The organism is Stenotrophomonas maltophilia group sp. msm4, assembly GCF_032025605.1.
Classification (GTDB): domain Bacteria; phylum Pseudomonadota; class Gammaproteobacteria; order Xanthomonadales; family Xanthomonadaceae; genus Stenotrophomonas; species Stenotrophomonas sepilia.
On sequence record NZ_JAVSKK010000001.1, the window covers coordinates 1,097,518 to 1,116,165 of the forward strand.

At 62.0% G+C, this 18,648-nt stretch carries 14 protein-coding genes and 6 pseudogenes; 2 read left to right on the forward strand and 18 right to left on the reverse strand.

Annotated elements, in window-relative coordinates; all coding sequences use genetic code 11:
* Window positions 1-15: 15 nt before the first annotated feature.
* Together ROV93_RS05160 and ROV93_RS05165 are read right to left on the reverse strand one after the other, a co-directional pair.
* Window positions 16-264: pseudogene (locus ROV93_RS05160) on the reverse strand (IS3 family transposase); the annotation flags it as partial.
* A gap of 35 nt (window positions 265-299) precedes the next feature.
* Window positions 300-620, reverse strand: a pseudogene (locus ROV93_RS05165) (integrase core domain-containing protein); the annotation flags it as partial.
* A gap of 92 nt (window positions 621-712) precedes the next feature.
* Here ROV93_RS05165 and ROV93_RS05170 point away from each other — a divergent pair.
* A pseudogene (locus tag ROV93_RS05170) lies at window positions 713-1,991 on the forward strand (IS110 family transposase).
* Window positions 1,992-2,215: 224 nt separating this feature from the next.
* Here the strand turns inward: ROV93_RS05170 and ROV93_RS05175 are convergent.
* The 16 genes and pseudogenes from ROV93_RS05175 to ROV93_RS05250 form a co-directional block, all read right to left on the reverse strand.
* A pseudogene (locus ROV93_RS05175) lies at window positions 2,216-3,027 on the reverse strand (IS3 family transposase); the annotation flags it as partial.
* 61 nt (window positions 3,028-3,088) lie between these two features.
* Window positions 3,089-3,562 carry a heat resistance protein PsiE-GI gene (psiE-GI, locus tag ROV93_RS05180; protein WP_032961714.1) on the reverse strand — a complete coding sequence of 158 codons (474 nt, stop codon included), beginning with the start codon at window positions 3,560-3,562 and terminating at the stop codon, window positions 3,089-3,091.
* A complete protein-coding gene (gene kefB-GI, locus ROV93_RS05185) occupies window positions 3,559-5,274 on the reverse strand; it encodes a heat resistance system K+/H+ antiporter KefB-GI (protein WP_005409659.1) in 1,716 nt (571 codons plus the stop codon). The genes psiE-GI and kefB-GI overlap by 4 nt, the downstream gene beginning before the upstream one ends.
* A 3-nt stretch (window positions 5,275-5,277) precedes the next feature.
* Window positions 5,278-5,718, reverse strand: a complete 441-nt coding sequence (gene trx-GI / locus ROV93_RS05190; RefSeq protein ID WP_005409660.1) for a heat resistance system thioredoxin Trx-GI — start codon at window positions 5,716-5,718, stop codon at window positions 5,278-5,280.
* Window positions 5,708-6,853, reverse strand: coding sequence for a hypothetical protein (locus tag ROV93_RS05195; RefSeq protein ID WP_005409661.1), 1,146 nt, complete (start codon window positions 6,851-6,853; stop codon window positions 5,708-5,710). Before ROV93_RS05195 ends, trx-GI begins: the two co-directional genes overlap by 11 nt.
* Before the next feature lie 79 nt (window positions 6,854-6,932).
* Window positions 6,933-7,544 carry an HdeD family acid-resistance protein gene (locus ROV93_RS05200; protein WP_005409662.1) on the reverse strand — a complete coding sequence of 204 codons (612 nt, stop codon included), beginning with the start codon at window positions 7,542-7,544 and terminating at the stop codon, window positions 6,933-6,935.
* Between the two features lie 89 nt (window positions 7,545-7,633).
* The gene (gene yfdX2 / locus ROV93_RS05205) at window positions 7,634-8,521 is read right to left on the reverse strand and encodes a heat resistance protein YfdX2 (protein ID WP_005409663.1); all 888 of its coding nucleotides are present in this window, start codon (window positions 8,519-8,521) and stop codon (window positions 7,634-7,636) included.
* 101 nt (window positions 8,522-8,622) lie between these two features.
* Window positions 8,623-9,537: a heat resistance protein YfdX1 gene (gene yfdX1 / locus ROV93_RS05210; protein ID WP_005409664.1), complete on the reverse strand. Its 915-nt coding sequence runs from the start codon at window positions 9,535-9,537 to the stop codon at window positions 8,623-8,625.
* 22 nt (window positions 9,538-9,559) lie between these two features.
* Entirely contained in the window at window positions 9,560-10,018 is a 459-nt protein-coding gene (gene hsp20-GI / locus ROV93_RS05215; RefSeq protein ID WP_005409665.1) for a small heat shock protein sHSP20-GI, read from the reverse strand.
* An 87-nt stretch (window positions 10,019-10,105) separates the two neighbouring features.
* Complete coding sequence (gene ftsH, locus ROV93_RS05220) at window positions 10,106-11,923, reverse strand: ATP-dependent zinc metalloprotease FtsH (RefSeq protein WP_005409666.1); 1,818 nt, start codon at window positions 11,921-11,923, stop codon at window positions 10,106-10,108.
* A gap of 27 nt (window positions 11,924-11,950) precedes the next feature.
* Window positions 11,951-13,381 (reverse strand): cardiolipin synthase, encoded by a 1,431-nt coding sequence (cls, locus tag ROV93_RS05225; protein WP_188218419.1) that lies wholly within the window; start codon window positions 13,379-13,381, stop codon window positions 11,951-11,953.
* A 17-nt stretch (window positions 13,382-13,398) separates the two neighbouring features.
* The gene (clpK, locus tag ROV93_RS05230) at window positions 13,399-16,248 is read right to left on the reverse strand and encodes a heat shock survival AAA family ATPase ClpK (protein WP_180890376.1); all 2,850 of its coding nucleotides are present in this window, start codon (window positions 16,246-16,248) and stop codon (window positions 13,399-13,401) included.
* A gap of 97 nt (window positions 16,249-16,345) precedes the next feature.
* Complete coding sequence (locus ROV93_RS05235; protein WP_005409669.1) at window positions 16,346-16,915, reverse strand: Hsp20/alpha crystallin family protein; 570 nt, start codon at window positions 16,913-16,915, stop codon at window positions 16,346-16,348.
* A 35-nt stretch (window positions 16,916-16,950) separates the two neighbouring features.
* Window positions 16,951-17,232, reverse strand: a complete 282-nt coding sequence (locus ROV93_RS05240) for a helix-turn-helix domain-containing protein (protein WP_032961707.1) — start codon at window positions 17,230-17,232, stop codon at window positions 16,951-16,953.
* Window positions 17,233-17,390: 158 nt separating this feature from the next.
* Window positions 17,391-17,607, reverse strand: a pseudogene (locus ROV93_RS05245) (IS3 family transposase); the annotation flags it as partial.
* 221 nt (window positions 17,608-17,828) lie between these two features.
* Window positions 17,829-17,984: pseudogene (locus tag ROV93_RS05250) on the reverse strand (integrase core domain-containing protein); the annotation flags it as partial.
* Window positions 17,985-18,035: 51 nt separating this feature from the next.
* Here ROV93_RS05250 and ROV93_RS05255 point away from each other — a divergent pair.
* Window positions 18,036-18,425, forward strand: coding sequence for a Mov34/MPN/PAD-1 family protein (locus ROV93_RS05255; RefSeq protein WP_312539424.1), 390 nt, complete (start codon window positions 18,036-18,038; stop codon window positions 18,423-18,425).
* Window positions 18,426-18,648 lie beyond the last annotated feature (223 nt).

Consider the following 18,648-nt stretch of genomic DNA (forward strand, 5'->3'; position numbering starts at 1 on the left):
AACAGGCTGAGCGCCGACCCATTTGGTCTCCGGCTCCAGTGCGGTGAAGTCCCGCTCCAGCAGGTTGCGCACGCCCGGAGGCGTGAGCGCCGGCCGTCCGCGCTGACCGCGCCGCTTCGGGCGCGGCCAGCCCTGCAAACCCTCGGCCGCCATCAGTCGCGCCACGCGGTTCAAGCTGGCCGACTCGCCCTGATCGACCAGGTCTTCGTGCATGCGACCGGCGCCGAGAGTGCCACGGCTGTCCTCGTGCATCTCGCGGATTCGCGCGGCTGACCTGCCCCCACTGGCCATACCAGTGATTACTGATAAAGCCCGGGGTTGAAGGTTACTGCGTTGTCGGCTTGTTGTGCTCGGTGGTTGGCAGCGAACTGGGCAGGCGGGATTCGACCGCAGCTGCTGTGTGGTCGCACCTGGTTGTAGTCGCGTCGCCAGTCGGCGATGACCTGGCGGGCTTGGGCGAGCGAGGTGAACCAGTGTTCGTTGAGGCACTCGTCCCTGAACTTGCCGTTGAAGCTCTCGATGTAGCCGTTCTGCATGGGCCTGCCCGGCTCGATCAACAGGTGCTTGATGCCGTGGCGTTGCGTCCATGCGATGAAGGCCCGGCTGGTGAACTCGGGGCCGTAGTACATCTGGAAGCATCCCCATGACGTGGGCAGCCACCGTCTCCAAGGTCATCCTGAGGGTTCTCACACACCACAGGAGCTTGCCGACGATGACTGCCCAGCCCAATGCTACGCCTGCGGCCACGTGGGTCGCGATTGATATTGCCAAGCGTCACCATGCCGTCCTGATTGAAACGCCTGACGGCAAGCAGCAGCAGTTTCGGATGGCCAGCTCGATGGAAGAGCACGATCGTCTGGTCGCTCTGCTGCGTGGATTACCCCAGCCTGCCAGGATCGCCATGGAACCCACTGGAGACTGCCATCGAACGCTGGCTTTCCGGCTTCTCACGGAAGGCTTCGACGTTTGCCTTGTCTCATCGGTCGCTGGCGCCCGCTACCGCGAAGCAATGTTCAACTCATGGGGCAAGAACGACCCGAAAGATGCCCGCGTGATTCTCGCCCTGCTCAAGCAGGGCATGACGCTGCGCTACATTGATCCCTTGCTGGCCGGGTACCACGGATTGCAGGAGCTGTCCAAGACTCACTATCAGATCAGCCTGGCAAGGACGCGACTGCAGCACAGCTTTGATGACGCACTATCTGCCGCTGTACTTTCCCGAAATCGAGCGCTACTTCGACAGCGCACATGCGGACTGGTTCGCCCGCTTCATGCTCCGCTTTCCTACTGCGGCATCAATCCAACAGCGTGACTACGAGACGTTCCGCAAGGAGGCGTGGGACCTGGTGGGGCGCAAGGTCAACAAGGCGGCATGGCTACGCGAACTATATGAAATCGCCCTGCGAAGCATTGGCTTGCCTGTCGCCGATGACTCGCTCGAGGTTCAGAGCTTCCGCCTGCAATTGCAGCGCTTCCAGGAGCTGGTCCAGCAGCGCGACCGGCTCGCGGAACAGGCGCACCAGACCCTTTCGGGGCGCCCAGACTATGAGTCGCTGCGTTCGATTCCGGGTATTGGACCTGTGCTTGCACTGACCATTCTGGCCGAGGCTGGCGACCTGCGTCGCTTCGCCCACCATCGCCAGTTCCTGAAGTACTGCGGCCTCGATCTGGCCAAGTGCCAATCAGGCCAATACAAGGGCCAGGAGCGGCTGTCCAAGCGCGGCAATGCGCGCCTTCGCTTCGCCTTCTGGTTTGCCGCCACAGTGGCCATCCGGATGCGGGAGAACAGCTTCCGGGAGAAGTACGAGCGCTACATCCGGAACGATCCATCCAACGCCGACCGCAAAAGAAAAGCACTGACTGCCGTGGCCGCGAAGATGGCGCGTGTCGCCTATGGCCTGGTCAAGCAACAAACCCAATACCGCTGCTACTTCGAAAATGCTTTACCCCGTGGATCGACCCCTCTCCGTAGGGCCGTCGGGACCTCTTAGGATCCTGTAGATAATGCTCGGGCCTTCCACGGGACTCCATGCTGTTTTAGGCACGTTCGAGGCCGTTCTGGACCTCGTGTTCACTATGGTCAGACCAGGAGACCCTGAAGACGTGGAAGCCCACGGGACTTGGTGCAAATAGCGGTGCGACTTGCCTGACCGGACGTCAGCGACGTCCGCGGATCCGTTCGCTCCCAATTTGTTGTTGACTCCAGAGTTAGCACGTTGTCCGTGCGTACGGCCCGCGGGTAGCCCCGGAAGCAGGCGGCCTGGTCGAGGACCCGGACGACGTAGGCGCCACCCATGCCATGGTCAACCGTGATGTCCACGCACTCGTGGGTGAAGTCGTCGGCCACGGTCAGGCACTTGAGCCGCCGGGCGTTGGCCAGGGCGTCGCTGACGAAGTCCATGCTCCAGACCTGGTTGGGCGCCGTAGCGATCGCCAGAGGCTGTCGCTCAAGCGGGGGGCGCTTGGCCTTCTTGCGTCGGCGCACGGCGAGGCTGGCCTCGCTGTAGAGCCGATAGACCTTCTTGTGGTTCACGTCTGGGAACTCCGGGCGCAGCAGGTCGTGCAGGCGGCGATAGCCGAACCTGCGGCGGATCTGGGCCAGTTCGATGATCCGTGCCGACAGTGCCTGGGTGGCAGGCGTCGGCACGGGCGGGTGGCGGAAGGCATCGCGGGACAGCCCCGCAAGGCGGCAAGCCCGGCGCTCGCTCAACACCGTCTGGTCGAGCATGCGTCGGACTGCCTCGCGCTTGCGTTGCGGGGCTAGCGTTTTACCCCGAAGCCGATCTTCAGCACCTCGATGTCCAAATGGGCGTCGGCCAGCAACCGCTTGAGCCGGTTGTTCTCGGCTTCCAGCTCCTTCAGGCGCTTGGCGTCCTCGGCCTCCATGCCGCCGTACTTGGCCCGCCAGGCGTAGAAGCTGGCGGGGCTGAAGCCGTGCTGGCGGCCCAGTTCCGCGACTGCCATGCCGGCCTCGGCCTGCTTGATGAATCCGATGATCTGTTCGGTGGTGAAGCGACTCTTGCGCATGTCCGTCCTCTCGGGTTGACGGACTTTACAGCTTCACGTGGTACGGCTCAGTGGGGGCAGGTCAAGAGGTCTCGGCGGCGCGGTCGCCGCGCTCGCGCAGCAGCCAGTAGGTCGCACCCAGAGCCAGCGTGGCGCCTGCCAGCGCGGCTATCTTTGCGGGGCTCGCCTCGGGGTCAAGGATCACGAACTTGCGCGCCAGCGCGATCAGACCGATGAGGATCACGGTCTTGACCTGGATGATGCTGTCCCGACGCAGCGCCACGCGCACAATGGAATGCTTGAACTCCATCGCGATCAAGAGCGTCATGATCATGCCGAACACACTCTGGAATACCTTGTGATCCAGGGGATTGAAGGCATCGAGGACCAGCAGCGTGAAGACGATGGCGATGAGCTGGAACAGCGACACCACGATGATGACGGCAATTACCGCCGACAGAACGAGGGCGACGACCTGCTCGAAGCGATCGTATAAACTCATGATGGCCCATTGGTCACGGAAGACCTGAAATGGATTGCGGCCTGTTGACTTCATGCAGATGGACTCCCTGCGACATTGCCGCTGTCGAGACGGCGGCGCATCGCACTGATGTTTCGTTCGACGAGCTCGGCCGACATGCCAAGCGACGACATCACCTGTTCCGCCAGCCCAAGGGCCGCGGCAAAGGATTGCTGGTGTACATGCACGTTGGGCATGGCGCGAAGTGCATCGGCCGCGGTCGTACTTCTGCATGACACCCACAAGGTCAGCGCCGGACGGCGCTCGGCAATCGCCTGGGCGATGCGCAGCACTTGCTGGGCATGGTCGAACGTGAGCACCACCAGACGCGCTTGCGCCAACCCGGCAGCCAGCAAGGTATCGGGGCGACTGGCATCGCCATGGAACACCGGCGCGCCGGCGGCACGTGCGGCCTCGACCTTCTGCTCGTCTGCTTCCAGCAGCAGATGCGCCACGCCCGCGTGTCGAAGAATTTCGCTGACTGTCAGGCCAAGCTCGCCTGCGCCGCAGATGATGACGTGGTCTCGAAATCGCGCTGTCTGCGCGGTGATCTCAACTTCTTCAGCCTGGGGTGGCTGAATGACGCCGCCGGTGCGGCTCAAGAACCGGGCAAGTACATCGTGATGGCGGATCAGCAGCGGTGCCAAGGCCATGCTGAGCACCAGCGCGACCAGCATGGGTTGTACGACGGTCGCGGGAATCAGATGCTGCTGCAAGACCATGCCCAACAACAGCAGGGCGAACTCGCCGCCATGCCCCAACGCTATGCCCGTGCGCCAGGCATCGAAGGCGGACAGGCGCGTCGCCCGCAAGGCCAGGGTGTTGAGCCCGATCTTGACCGGTACCAGCACTGCCAGCCACGCGAACACCGCCAGTGGTGCCGAAAGAATCTGCGCTCCGTCCAACTGCAGGCCGATGGTCACGAAGAACACCCCCGACAACACATCGCGAAACGGTTTGAGGTGGCTTTCCATGTGGTGACGGAAGTCGCTCTCGCCCAGCACCATGCCGGCCAAAAACGCACCCAGGGCGGCGGATACGCCGACCGCGTGTGCAGCAGCGGCGGCAGCCACCACCACGCACAAGGAAACCAGCACGAAGGATTCTTCGTGGCCCTGCCGCGCCACCCAGCCCAGCAGGCCATGCAACAGACGACGGGAGGCGAGGGCCGCTGCCGCGAACAACATCAGCACGCCCAACACTTCGAGCAGCACGCTCTCGATCTTCGGCGACTCGCCGCGCGCCCAGATCGCCAGCAGGGCCAGCAGGGGCACGCTGGCCAGGTCCTGAAAGACCAGCACGGCGATGGCGCTGCGGCCGTGGCGGGTGGTGAGCTCGCCTTGGTCGGCCAGCTGTCGGCTGACCAGCGCCGTGGACGACATGGCCGCCGCAGTGCTGAGCAACGCAGCGCACTGAACTGGCTGTCCCAGCCACATCAACATCAAGGTCAGTGGCGTGGCGACAGCGATCATCTGCAAGCTGCCGGCCGCCAATACGGTTTTACGGGAAAGCCAGAAGTGCCCGAGGGAGAACTCCAGCCCAACCATGAACAGCAGCAGGGCCACGCCCAGCTCGGACAGAAAATCAAGCGCTTCTCCCGGCGCGACTACACCGCTGACCGACGGGCCCAGCAAGGCGCCGACGGCGAGGTAACCCAGCAAGGCGGGTACTCTGAACGCCGCCGTCGCCACCGCCGCGAGACTGCATGCCGCCAGCAGGATCAGGGTGGCGCCGAGCAAGTCCTGCATCGGTCAGCGCCCCACCTGTGCAGATGCCCAGCGCACGATGTCCTGCGCGCCCATGGCGCCCGCCTGACGCCCGATCTCCCGCCCACCTTGGAACAGGGCGAGCGTCGGAATGCTGCGGATGCCGAACTGCGCGGCCAGGTGGGGTTCTGCCTCGGTATTGACCTTGGCCAGCCTGACCCTGGGTTCGAGCTGACGCGCCGCTTGCTGGAACTGCGGGGCCATCATCTTGCACGGCCCGCACCAAGGTGCCCAGAAATCTACCAACAGTGGCAGGTCGCTGCGCTCCACGTGGCGCGAGAACGTCGCCGTGGTCAACTCGATGGGTTCGCCCGTGAACAAGGGCTGCTGGCAGCGGCCGCAGTTGGGATGTTCCGATAGCTTCGCAGTCGGTACGCGGTTGATGGACTGGCAATGCGGACAGACGAGGTGAAGATCATTCTTCATGGTTCGCCTCCTTGGACCACAGTGAGGCTGCCGCGCTTCGGGTCACAGACAATGCCGACCAATCAACGCCTTGGAGCCAATCGTTCCCGTCTTTGCTTACTCCGGCCTCTTCCAAATGAGCAGCGATGAACGCTTCGGCCTGCATGAGCCACCTTTGGACAGTATCTTCCTTACTAGGAATCAGCAGGATTTCAGAGACGCTGCTGGCATCCAGCCCGTCCACACGGATAAGCAGAAAAATGCGCCGCCACAAACGCGGCATGTCCTTCAGCAGGTCGAATGCAAAAGCGAACTCGCTCGACCGATCAACTAGCTCCTGCTGTTCCGCGATCGTTGCGGCATCGGGATGCTGACTGTCAGCGATGATATCGGCCAGCCTGAGTGTGTCATCGGGCTGATAAAATTCGAAGACTTCCTCTTCCACCATGGCCTCGGCGACGTCCTGGGCATCCGCTTCGACCGGCGCGTCCAGAGAAACGAATTCGCCAAATTGCCGGCTGTTTGCCACTTCGTGATCCAGCACGGCGAACAGATGCTTCAGAAGACCGAAGTAAGCCGCTTTTTCTTCCGGCACGGATTGCCATTCCACCTCAGCTTGGACAATCGCTTCATCCACCACGTCGCGCAGCGTCGGATAATCGCGCGGTAAATCGCCGACGGCACGCAGATAAGCCAGCTCACGCCTTGCGACAGCCTCAAGTTTCGACAGTAGAGGCATTCGGGTCACTTTGGCCTCATGGGCGGCTGACGCGGGTTTTGCGGCAATTCGCACCTTGAGCTCGCGCAAGCGCTCGCGTCGTGCTTTGCGCTTGATCTGGTCCTGAGCATGCAGCCGGTCAAAATGCTTCTTGGCCTGACGGCACAACGACTGTGCGAGCATCTGCGCGAGGGGCGTCAGCTCGTCATGTGATGCAGTAACGCTGACAATCTTTCTGCCGGGCAGGTGCATATAGCCACTGGCCAGAAATTGCCGCTTGGTCTTGTCGCGATCAAGGACGATTCGAAGTCGCACTGAATCTTTAGTGTGTTTGTCGAGCAATGGCTTGAGGGCGTGCTCGACCGCATTTCCCAAAGCTCTCTGCCATGGTTCATGAAACTCTTTGTCGACAGCTCGATAGCTATATTGCGTCTGCATGTATGACTCCTTTGATGTCATTTCTATGGAGTCACGAACCGAAAATGCTCATATCCATAGAATTTAGTTTGACCCGCTCTTATCCCTGGCGCGTTCTGCGAAGACGCCAACTCAAGAACAAAAGCGTGACACCATAGACTGCCGCATAGAAGCCCAGCAGCCAGCCTGCGGCCAGGAATGACTCGGCCGGACGGGAGAAGAATATCCACAAGACGATAGCGCCAAGGACTATCGAGAGCAGTCCACTGAAGGCAAGCCAGATTTCACCCTTGATTTCTTGACGCAGCCGAACCGCGGCGGATATCTCCAGCACACCGGTGAAAATCGCCCAGACCCCCACGCTAGCCCATAAAAAAGAAGCCATGACCATCGTGGCGACCAAAGGAGCAACCAGGACGACAACGCCGGTAAGCATGCCGACAATGCCGCTGAACAGCAGCCAGCCCCAGCGCTCTTTTTTCTGGATATGGCGCACCGCTGCAACCAAGTTGAAAGCGCCATTGACCAAGGAGAATGCGCCGAACACTAAGGTCGTGGCCAACAGAGCCGATTGTGGCATCCAGAACGCAAGGGCTGCGAAAATCAATGCCAAGACACCGCGCAGCGCAAAAAGCCACCAATTTTGGCTCAGCGAACACAGTGCTTTGGTGGGGTCATCCGCATTGGAATTGGCGATGGTGTCTGTGTTCATGCAATATCTCCTAAAGACCTATACGAGATGAAAAATCAAACACTCATGGGACAAGAGAGGGGGCGCTATGCGCCCCCTCTCCAGCGGTTTCAGAACAACCTGGACAGTTTTGCCTTGACTTCATCGAGCCAGCCTTTTCCGCCGCCTCCCCCTCCCGTCTTCTGCTTGATTTTCTTGAGTTCATCGTACATGGACTCAAAGTCCTTCCTTTTTCCATAGCCCAGCAGTTCTGCCATTTCCAACTGCTGCCGGGCTTCGTTCAACAATGTCTCCAGGCGCTCATTGGATGCTTCGCTGCGCTGACCATCTTCTACCAGGGGCTCGGCGCGCTTCAGGAGCAGCCTGGCGCGCAGGGCGGGCAGCGGATGCACGCTGCGCGTCTCGACCAGCGTGCTGAGCGCTGCCTGCAGCGCGGCTTTGGCTTCTTCGATCTTGCCCTGATCGATCAGCGGCACGACTGACTTCACGGCTGCGGGATAGGACGCCAGAGGGATGTTGGTGACCGCGATCACGATCTCACTGGCCAGCAAAGCCAGCACGTGACGTGCCTGTTGCACCTCGCCATGTTTGAGGGCATCCAGCGCCTCGTCGGTCATCGCCTCAATGGTGTCCGTGTTGGCGAACAGGTCGTGCACGATGGTGCGCACATCAACGGGGGCCAGGGCGAGCGTGGGTTCGCGCGCAACGATCAGCTCCAGCTTTCCCGTCACTTCGGCCAGCGTTGCCAATGCGCGTGCAGCGTCCTTGCCGTCAAGTGCGGCCAGCGCTGATTTGGTCAGCGCCAAGGCCGAGACGGCCTCATCGAGGACTTGTTTACGTTTGTCTGCCGCCTGCGAGTCCGTTTCCTTCTGAACCTCAGGCTGTACCTCCGTGACGACTTCAGGCTTGGCCTCTGGACTGACAGGAAGGCTGCTTACCGCGGCCTGTTCGTTTATTTCTTTGTTCGTCGCATTGGGATTCGATGTTTGCTCATTCATGGTGATATGTCTCGTATGAGTTAGTGAAAATAGGCGAATCTATTGGGCTGACTGCGCCCATCGCGAGACTAGCCGATGGTGCAGTCAGCTCCTTCACCACATCAAGACAGCCTTTGGATGCGCATCTTCAACTCGTCGAACCACCCCTTGCCGCTTTTTCCTCCGGCGGATTTCTGCTCGATAGCCTTCACCTGATCGAAGATGGGCTTGAAGTCCGCCTTCTTGCCATAACCCAGGATCTGCGCCAGCTCGATCTCCGTGCGCACGTAGGCCAGCAGGGCGCTGAGCTCCTCGCTCTGTTTGGCATTGCGCTTGCCGGTCTCGGCCAGCTTTTCCGCTTTTGCCATCGCGGCTTCGGCCCGTAGCACGGGCAGAGGAAAGGCGACCGAGGTCATCACCATCGTGTTCAGCGCTCGGGCGAGCACCGCCTTGGCATCGTCAATCTTGCCGCTGTCGATGAGCCGTGCGGCCGACTTGATCGCTGCCGGGTACGTTGCCATCGGCAGGTTGTCGGTTTCGATCACGATTTCGCTGGCAAGATTGGCGACGATGGGCCGTGCCTTTTGCACCTCGCCATCATCCAACAACTCCCGAGACAACTTGACCGCTTTCTTGACCGATTCCACGTCGGCGTGGATGTCATGGGTGATGACGCGTACATCGACGGGCGCCAAAGCAAGTTTTGGGTCACGCGCCAATACCAGTTCCAGCTTTCCGCTGGCCAGTTCCAGCGCAGCGAGCGCCTCCTTGGTCTTCCTTGCATCAAGGAGGATCAATGCCTCATGGGTCTTGGCCAGCGCAGTGATTGCATCTTGGGCGAGTTTGGCGCGCTTTCCCGCGGCTTCCCGGGCGACCTTGTCATCTACCTGTGGCTGTGCCGCCTTGGATGCGGCAGAGGGTGCTGCAGCACCTGGGCTAGAACCTGCCGCCGATTGGGCCAGAGCCGGTCCGCTCAGTCCGACGACGACCGCCAGGGCAAGTGCGGAGAAGATGTATTGTGGCTGTTTGATATTCATGATCTTGGGCTCCTGATTGAAGTTAGTTGACTGAGATTTCAATCTGTTTCGGTTTGGCTTGCTCGGCCTTGACAAGCCGCACTTCCAGCACGCCGTCTTTCATCGAAGCCGTCACCTTGGTCGGATCAACGTTGTCAGGCAAGACAAAGCTGCGCACAAAGCGGCCATACGCACGTTCGATGCGGTGGAACTTCTTGCCCTGCTCCTCTTTTTCCAGTTTGCGCTCGCCGCTGATGGTGAGCACGCCGTTTTCCGCGCTGACGCGCACGGCATCCTTGGGGACCTCCGGCAGATCCAGCTTGAGGATGAATGCGTTCTCATCCTCGCTGACGTCCACCATTGGTGCCCAGTCCGCCGTGGTCATGGCTTCGTTGCCGGTACGGGCGCCCTGTCGCTGGGGTGTCCGTCCCAACATCGTCGCCAGGCGGTTTTGCAATTCATCCAGCTCCCGGAAGGGGTCCCACGGAGTCAATGCAGACATATCGGTTCTCCTTGAACAATGCCGGCGAATTGGATGACGCACTGAACAGAGCCGTCGGCTTACTCTGAATGGCACCTACTACTGTTTTCAGTTCCGAGCAAGTCCTTGAGTCAATTGACGGATATCGCTTTCGTCGAGCGTTTCCCGCGCCAGCAGCTCGCGCGCGCAGCGCTCCAGCACTTCTCGGTTGATTTCGAGAATTCGGTATGCACGATCAAACACACCCATCACGATGTCACGGATGGCTTGGTCGATGCGTGTCTGAGTCGATTCGGCTACCCGGCAGCCACCCTGAACCAGTTCAGGCGCATCAAGAAAACGCGGCCTCTGTGCCTCAAAAGCAACGTACCCCAAGCCCTCATCCATGCCGAAGCGTGTAATCATGTCGCGGGCGATGTCGGTGGCCCGCGCGAGATCGTCTGCGGCACCGGTCGACAGTTCGCCAAACACCAACTTCTCTGCGGCGCGCCCGCCCAACAGCACGGCGATCTTGTACTCCAGATCGGCGCGCGTCATCAGGAAGCGGTCTTCGGTGGGGCGTTGCAGGGTGTAGCCCAGCGCGCCGATGCCGCGCGGGATGATCGAGATCTTGTGCACGGGGTCGGTGCCGGGCAGCGCCAGCGCCACCGGCGCATGGCCCATCTCGTGATAGGCCACGGTTTCCCGCTCCTTGGGATTGAGCACGCGGTTCTTCTTCTCCAGGCCCGCCACGATGCGCTCGATGGCGGCGGTGAAGTTTTGCAGTTCCACAGCCTGCGCCTTGCGCCGCGTCGCGTTCAGCGCTGCTTCGTTCACGAGATTGGCCAGATCAGCGCCGGAAAAGCCGGTGGTCAGCGCCGCCACCTGTTCCAGATCTACACCGTGGGCCAGGGTGATCTTCTTGACATGGACCTTCAGGATATCCAGGCGACCATTCTTGTCGGGCCGGTCCACCAGCACCTGACGGTCGAAGCGACCGGCGCGCAGCAGCGCCTGGTCGAGGATTTCGGGCCGGTTGGTGGCAGCCAGGATGATGAGCCCCACCGAACTGTCGAAGCCATCCATCTCGGTAAGCAACTGGTTCAAGGTCTGCTCGCGCTCGTCGTGGCCGCCGATGGGACCGCCGACACCGCGCGCGCGGCCCAGTGCGTCGAGTTCGTCGATGAAGATGATGCCGGGCGCCTGCCCGCGCGCCTGCTCGAACAGGTCGCGCACGCGCGCCGCACCCACGCCGACGAACATCTCGACAAACTCTGATCCGGAGATGGAGAAGAAGGGCACCGCCGCCTCGCCGGCAACAGCCTTGGCCAGCAATGTCTTGCCGGTGCCCGGTGGGCCCACCAGCAACACGCCCTTGGGAATGCGCGCCCCGAGCCGTCCATACTCCTGCGGATTCTTGAGGAAATCGACGATCTCAACCAACTCCGCCTTGGCTTCATCGACGCCAGCGACATCGGCAAAGGTCACGCCAGTGTTCTTCTCCATGAATACCTTGGCGCGGCTCTTGCCGATGCTCAGGAAACCGCCCATGCCCTGCTTCTCGGCAAAGCGGCGGAACAGGAAGAACCAGACGCCGAAGAAGGCCACCGCCGGCAGAATCCAGGAGAGCACATCACGCAGCCAGGTGCTTTCCACCACCCGCGCGTAAGGCACGTCGTATTTGGACAGCCGCTCGGCCAGGTCGGGTTCGACACGGGTGGCCACGATGGTGGTCTTGCCCCGGCTGTCCGGTGATTTCAGGCGCCCGGTCACCGTGCGGTCCGACACCAGTACTTCGGCGACGCGCCCCTCGGCCAGCGCTTTCTCGAACTCACTATAGGGAACGGGTTCAACCGTCTTCGCCGCCTGCCAGTAGTTCTGCAGCGTCAGCAGCAACAGGCCGGCGACGATCCAGTAGCCGATGTTCCATTGATCTTTCTTTTCCATCGGCAATGTTCCTCGCAAGTCGTGTCGCTAGAGAATGGGGGTGAACAGACGGGCCACCCCGTCGCGCAAGCGGATGGCCAGCGGGCGGGCGCGCAACGCCATGGCCGATATCTCGTTCGATGCATCACGGGCGGCATCAAAAAGGGATTCCAGCCGCGTAGACAGCGCGGTGTCGTACACCTCCACATTGAACTCGAAGTTGAGGCGCAGGCTGCGCGCATCCCAGTTGGCCGAACCCAGGCAGCACCACTGGCCGTCTATCAGCATCAGCTTGCTGTGGTCGAACGGGCCAGGACGTTCGAAGATGCGCACACCGTGCTCCAGCACCTGCCAGTAGTGGGCGCGCGCGGCCCATTGCACCGCGGGATGGTCACCGTTTGCGGGCGTCAGCACGTCGATACGCACCCCGCGCAACGCAGCCGTGCTAAGCGCCGCGATCATCGGCTGATCGGGGACGAAATAAGGTGTCCAGATGCGCACCGAATGCTTCGCCGCGCTCAAAGCGCCCATGAAGGTCCAGCGCATCCTGTCCAGGGCCTCGTCGGGACCGGCCTCGATGCCGCGCGCCCAAGAGGTCCCTTGCTCATCAGCCATTGCGGGCGATTCGCGCCAGAAACCCTCGCCGAGCTGCTCGCCCGTGGCATCGCACCAATCATCGGTGAAGCACTGCATCAGATGCGCAACCACCGGCCCGCGCAGACGAAAGTGCAAATCGTGACAGGCCTGGCCCGGCGCATCGGGCCGCCAATACGGGCTGCAGATATTCATGCCACCGGTGAAACCTGCCTCGCCATCGATCACCAGCAGCTTGCGGTGATTGCGCAGATGCGCGGCATGCAGGCGCGCGGGAATCAACGTCGGGTTGAACGTCGCCGCCGGAACGCCGGCGCGTTGCAAGGCGCGGTAGGCGCTGCGGGGCGTCCAGCGGGCATACACGTCGTCGATCAGCACCCGCACTTGCACGCCGCGCTCATGAGCCCGGCGCAGCGCATCGACGAACTGCGCCCCGATGCCTTGGCTGTCGAAGATGTACGAGGCCAAGGCGACGCTGTTCCGCGCCGATTCGATGGCGGCGAGCATGGCCGGGTAGGCCCGCTCGCCATCGACAAGCGGCTCGATGCGGTTGCCGCCGGTCAGCGACTGGCCGGTGGCGCGTCCTACCAGGTGCGCCAGGCCGGCAAGCGGCGGCGATACGGGCTCGGGCACCGTGGGCGAGAGATCCTGTCGAACAGCAAGATCCGTCCCCGGAAACAGCCGCCGTGCCCGCCGCTGGTAACGGTTGATGCCGAACAGCCCATACAGCAGCGAACCGCCCAGCGGCAACAAGGCGATCAGCAGTATCCACAGCGTGGCCGATCGAGGGTCACGCTTGTAGATGACCGCGTGCCCCGCCGTGGGGACAGCGACCGCCAGCGACACGAGGGTGGCTGCCCATGTCAGCCCGTTGGGGTCGGACACGATAGCCTCCTCATGACTCAAGATTCGCCGCCCGCCGGCTTCTTCTTGCGCTTAGGCTTGCTCTCGCCGTTCGGCGGTGCCTCGGCCACGTTCGCGGCATCGGACTTATCAGGCTCGGCCGGCTGCGCGGGTGGCTCCTTGCGCTCGAAGACGACGCGTTCGGCCTTGTCGTCCCAGCGGGCGCTGGCGTGATCGCCCTTGCCGATACCGCCACCCAGCATCTCGCGCGCCAATGCGGTCTCCAGTTCGCTGCGGATCAGCCGCTTGAGCTCACGCGCGCCGAACTCGGGCTTGTAGCCTTCCTCCGCGAAGTGATCGATCAAGGTCTGATCGAAGGTCAGCGTCACGCCCTGGCTGGCGGCGTTGCGGGCCACACGATCGAGCTGCAGGCCGACGATATGGCGGATCTCCTCCTTGCCCAGCGCATGGAAGACGATGATCTCGTCGATGCGGTTGAGGAACTCGGGGCGGAAGTGTCCGCGCAGCACGTCCATCACCTCGGACTTGGTCCTCTCGTATTCCTCGCCGGCGGCGCCACGGGCCTTCAGCCGACGCTGGATGATGTCCGAGCCCAGATTCGAGGTGGCGATGATGATGGTGTTGGTGAAATCCACCACCCGGCCCTTGCCGTCGGTGAGGCGACCGTCGTCGAACACCTGTAGCAGGATGTTGTAGACGTCGGGGTGCGCTTTTTCGATCTCGTCCAGCAGCAACACGCTGTAGGGCTTGCGACGCACCTTCTCGGTGAGCTGGCCGCCCTCGTCATAGCCCACATAACCCGGAGGCGCGCCCACCAGGCGTGCCACGGTATGGCGTTCCCCGTACTCGGACATGTCGATGCGCAGCAGCGCACCTTCATCGCCATAGATGGACTCGGCCAGCGCCTTGGCGAGCTCGGTCTTGCCCACGCCGGTCGGCCCGAGGAACAGAAAAGTCGCCACCGGCTTGCTGCCTTCGCGCAGGCCCGCGCGCGCCAGACGCACGGCATCGGCCACCGCGCGCACCGCTTCGTCCTGGCCCACCACGCGCTCGTGCAGCCGCTGCTCCAGATGCAGCAGCTTCTCGCGCTCTTCCACCGTCAGCTCGCTGACCGGGATGCCGGTCAGCCGCGAGACGATCTGCGCGACATGCTCGGCTTTGACCTCGGCGCTGCCCGAGGCGCGCTCGCGTTCCCATTCCTCGACGAGCTTCTTGAGTTCGGCCTCCTTGGCCTCGATGCGCTTGCCCAGCTCGGCGGCCTTGTCGTACTGCTTGCGCGAGGCCATGTAGTCCTGCTCACGCCGCAGCTGGTGCAGTTCGGCCTCCAGCTCCTGCACGGCAACCGGGCGGGCCGTGGCTGACAGCTTCACGCGTGCGGCTGCCTGGTCGAGCAGGTCGATGGCCTTGTCGGGCAGAAAGCGGGCGGTGATGTAACGGTCGGACAACTCGGCGGCGGCGATGATCGCGTCCTCTGTGATACTGACCTTGTGGTGCGCTTCGAACGTGTCGCGCAGGCCGCGCAGGATCATAATGGTCTGCGCTACCGTCGGCTCGGGCACCATCACCGGCTGGAAGCGACGCTCCAGCGCGGCATCCTTTTCGATGTACTTCTGATACTCGTTGAGCGTGGTGGCGCCGATCAGGTTCAGCTCGCCGCGCGCCATCATCGGCTTGAACACGTTGGCCACGTCCAGCCCGCCTTCGCCGCCACCCTGGCCGGCACCGACGATGGTGTGCACCTCGTCGATGAAGAGAATCAGCTCGCCCTGGTGCTCGGTCACTTCCTTGAGCACCTTCTGCACACGCTCCTCGAACTCGCCGCGGTACTTGGCGCCGGCCACCATGGCGTTGATGTTGAGTTCCACCAGGCGCTTGTCGCGCAGCGTCTCGGGCACCTCGCCTGCGACCATGCGCTGCGCCAGCCCTTCGACGATGGCGGTCTTGCCCACGCCAGGCTCGCCGATCAGCACCGGGTTGTTCTTCTTGCGCCGGGCCAGCACTTCGATGGTCGTCTCGATCTCCTGCGCGCGGCCGATGACCGGATCGAGCTTGCCCTCGCGCGCCATCTTGGTGAGGTCGCGCGAATACTTGTCGAGTTCCGGCGTATTGGTCGGCGTCTCGGCACGGCCGTCCTCGGCCCCCTTGCCGACCACCTTGCTCACCTGCTGGCGCAGCGCCTGCGGCGTGAGCCCGTAGCGGCGCAGCAGGTTGGCTGCCAAGCCTTCGCCTTCTTCGGCCAGGCCGATCAGAAAGTGCTCTGGCCCCACATAGGAATGACTCAACTCGTTGGAGGCCACGAAGGCACGGCTGAGCGCATCCTTGACACGTGGCGACACGCCGATCTCGCCTTCGAACGGCTTGTCGCCACGCTTGGCTTCGGATTCGATCTGCCGCTTGAGGTCATCGACCTTGATCTTGAACTGCCCCAGGATGGTCTTGACCACGTCGCTGTCGGTCAGCGCCAGCAGCAGGTGTTCGGTATCGACTTCGGGCCGGCCGAACTCGGCAGCATGTTTGGCGGCTTCCTGCAACAGGGCCTCAGACTGTTCGCTGATACGGCTGGCCAGCCCACTGCCGCGGCGGCGCGCCGTGCCCGCCGTTGCGGGAGCGGATTCGCCGAACGAGGCATCGACGACCTCGTCGGTATCGGCCGCCACGGACGGTGCATCGTCACCGATGCGGAAGAAGTCGCTGCCGAGGAAGTCTTCGAACGAACCGCTGCGCGAGCCAAACAGAGCCTCCAGCGGCGAGACGGTGCGCTTTTGCTGGCGCGCCAGTTGGCGATAGTGATCGTCACACAACAGCATGGTGCTGTGGCGACCATTGAGATTGGCTTCCACCCGCACCGTGGCGGGCTGGCCGCAGACTTGGCACTGCTTTCTGGCCATGCTGATGCTCCTTAAAGGGACTGATTTGACGAGGCACCGAAGGTCACGGCGCCTCGCCATTCACTTGGTTGTTTTTCGGAGGACGAGCCGATCGGCGTCAGCCGTTGATCGGGATCGAGCGCCCCTGCCTGGGGGCACTGGCCTCGCGCTTGTCCATCGTGATCGTGAGCACGCCGTTCTTGAAAGCGGCCTTGATCGTTTCCTGGTTGGCATCGGCCGGCAGATTCAGGGCGCGCTGAAAGCTGCCGTAGGAACGCTCCACGCGGTGGAAACCACCATCCTTCGTTTCCTGTTCCCGATGCTTCTCACCGCGCACCAGCAACACATCGTTATCGAGCGTGATCTGGATGTCCTTTTCCTCGACCCCGGGCACTTCCAGGGCGATCTTGTACTGCTTGTCGGTCTCCTGGATGTCCAGGGCCGGCTTCAGCAGGCCCGGCCACTCCGACGGCCAGCGTGGCATGGCCAGCGTCGGGAAACCGAAGCCTCGAAACGCGTCGTCGAACAGGCGATCGATCTCGCGATGCAATTGCAGGATGGGACTGACCGACCCACCCGCCACCGGCAGGTCATTGCGCTGCACCGGCAGCGAGGCAGTGCTCTGTTGTTCTTCCTGCTCCTTCTTGAACCAGTTCCAGGGAGCCAATTTCTTGAGATCAATGTCCATGTCACACCTCCAGAAGAAAAATTGAAGACTCTCGCTCACTCCGTTTGCCTGCGGCGACGGACAGCGCGCCCTGGCGACACGGGTTGTTCCGCTGACTTTGGCTGCTCATCCGTGCGTATCACCTCCTTCTTTCTGCCTGCTTGGGTCTGATCATTGATCCATCGATCGATTTCACTTTGACGAAACCGCCACGTCCCGCCGACCTTGAAGGCCGGAATGTCCCCGTGCGCGGCGAGCCGGTAAAGCGTCCGCTTGCCGACTTTCAAGTAGGCAGCCAACTCGTCGAGTGTGAAGATCGCCTGCTGGCGCGCTGTCATACCACCCCCACAAGTTCCGTCGTCACGCGGCCTCGCCTGAGGAAGTTCTTGCAAGACTTTGCAAGATATTGCGCTTACCATGCCGAAAGTCAAGCGTCAATATCCAGCGATCTGCTGGCTGAACCGCCCCGGAAATCCCGGAGGCTCGTTGGTGTGAGTCACGCCGCCATGGCGAGCTCACGGGTCTGCTGATAGTAGGCTGCTTCAGCTTCGGCTGGGGGGGATGTTGCTGATCGGCTCCAGCAGGCGTCGAAGATTGAACCAGTTCACCCATTCCAGCGTGGCCAGCTCGACGGCCTCGAGGCTTTGCCAGGAGCGACGGTGGATCACCTCGGCCTTGTACAGTCCGTTGGCAATACCCTCAATCAGCAGATGTCCGCTTCGGGTCGCATCACGCCTTGATTCTTGACGTGGGAGAACCCTGACCACCCCCTTCATCAGGAGTAGGTCATGGCAATTCTTCACACATCTCAGCCCCACGAGCCTTGGAACAAGGGAAAGCTGATCGGACAGAAGGCTCCGCTCAAGCTGAAAGATATCTGGGCCATCCGGATCAGACTTCAGCTTTGACCTGCCCCCACTGGCCATACCAGTGATTACTGATAAAGCCCGGGGTTGAAGGTTACTGCGTTGTCGGCTTGTTGTGCTCGGTGGTTGGCAGCGAACTGGGCAGGCGGGATTCGACCGCAGCTGCTGTGTGGTCGCACCTGGTTGTAGTCGCGTCGCCAGTCGGCGATGACCTGGCGGGCTTGGGCGAGCTCATTCATCTCTCGCCGGCCACTTTGGATGTGTTTGCCCGCTACGTGCAAGACGGCGATCAAGCTCCCGAGTCAGGCGGGCTACTTCTTGGGACAGTTCATGGCGAGCATCTGATCATTGAACAGGCCACAGCCCCAACTATCTGGGACCTCAGGCTGCGCACCTTTTTTCACCGCTCCCCATTCGGTCATTCCAAGCTTGCCCTTGATCGCTGGCGCGCCTCACGTGGCACGGTACGATATCTGGGCGAATGGCACACCCACCCGGAGGACTACCCGACCCCGTCCGGATTGGACCGCTCGGAATGGCGCCGACTGGCTACGGGGAGAAAAGACAAGCGACCGCAGCTTTCGATCATTGTCGGGAGGCAAGGTCTCCACGTCGAGCTGGTTCATGGAGACGGTAATGGCGACCTCTTTCAGCCCCACCGATAAAAAAATGCGTTGACCCATGAAGCCGCAAGCTTTGAAGCTCAAAGAGGGGACAAGCGGCGAGGGGGACTGGCCACTAGTCAGAAGCCTTGCAGCGACTGTTCTGGGTGTTGCGGACCACGAGTTGGCCTGTTGCGCTTAGGAGCCTGAGTCGCGCAACACAAGGCTCGATGCAAAAGGCGCAACAGATTAATGTGCTATATCGGCAAAAACGCTTTTAAATTTA

Coding starts and splice junctions, on each gene's coding strand:
- hsp20-GI (WP_005409665.1), bottom strand. CDS start 10,018: ATGTCTGCATTGACTCCGTGGGACCCCTTCCGGGAGCTGGATGAATTG.
- kefB-GI (WP_005409659.1), bottom strand. CDS start 5,274: ATGCAGGACTTGCTCGGCGCCACCCTGATCCTGCTGGCGGCATGCAGT.
- yfdX1 (WP_005409664.1), bottom strand. CDS start 9,537: ATGAATATCAAACAGCCACAATACATCTTCTCCGCACTTGCCCTGGCG.
- ROV93_RS05195 (WP_005409661.1), bottom strand. CDS start 6,853: ATGCAGACGCAATATAGCTATCGAGCTGTCGACAAAGAGTTTCATGAA.
- ROV93_RS05240 (WP_032961707.1), bottom strand. CDS start 17,232: ATGACAGCGCGCCAGCAGGCGATCTTCACACTCGACGAGTTGGCTGCC.
- ROV93_RS05235 (WP_005409669.1), bottom strand. CDS start 16,915: ATGGACATTGATCTCAAGAAATTGGCTCCCTGGAACTGGTTCAAGAAG.
- ftsH (WP_005409666.1), bottom strand. CDS start 11,923: ATGGAAAAGAAAGATCAATGGAACATCGGCTACTGGATCGTCGCCGGC.
- psiE-GI (WP_032961714.1), bottom strand. CDS start 3,562: ATGAAGTCAACAGGCCGCAATCCATTTCAGGTCTTCCGTGACCAATGG.
- clpK (WP_180890376.1), bottom strand. CDS start 16,248: ATGGCCAGAAAGCAGTGCCAAGTCTGCGGCCAGCCCGCCACGGTGCGG.
- trx-GI (WP_005409660.1), bottom strand. CDS start 5,718: ATGAAGAATGATCTTCACCTCGTCTGTCCGCATTGCCAGTCCATCAAC.
- yfdX2 (WP_005409663.1), bottom strand. CDS start 8,521: ATGAATGAGCAAACATCGAATCCCAATGCGACGAACAAAGAAATAAAC.
- ROV93_RS05200 (WP_005409662.1), bottom strand. CDS start 7,544: ATGAACACAGACACCATCGCCAATTCCAATGCGGATGACCCCACCAAA.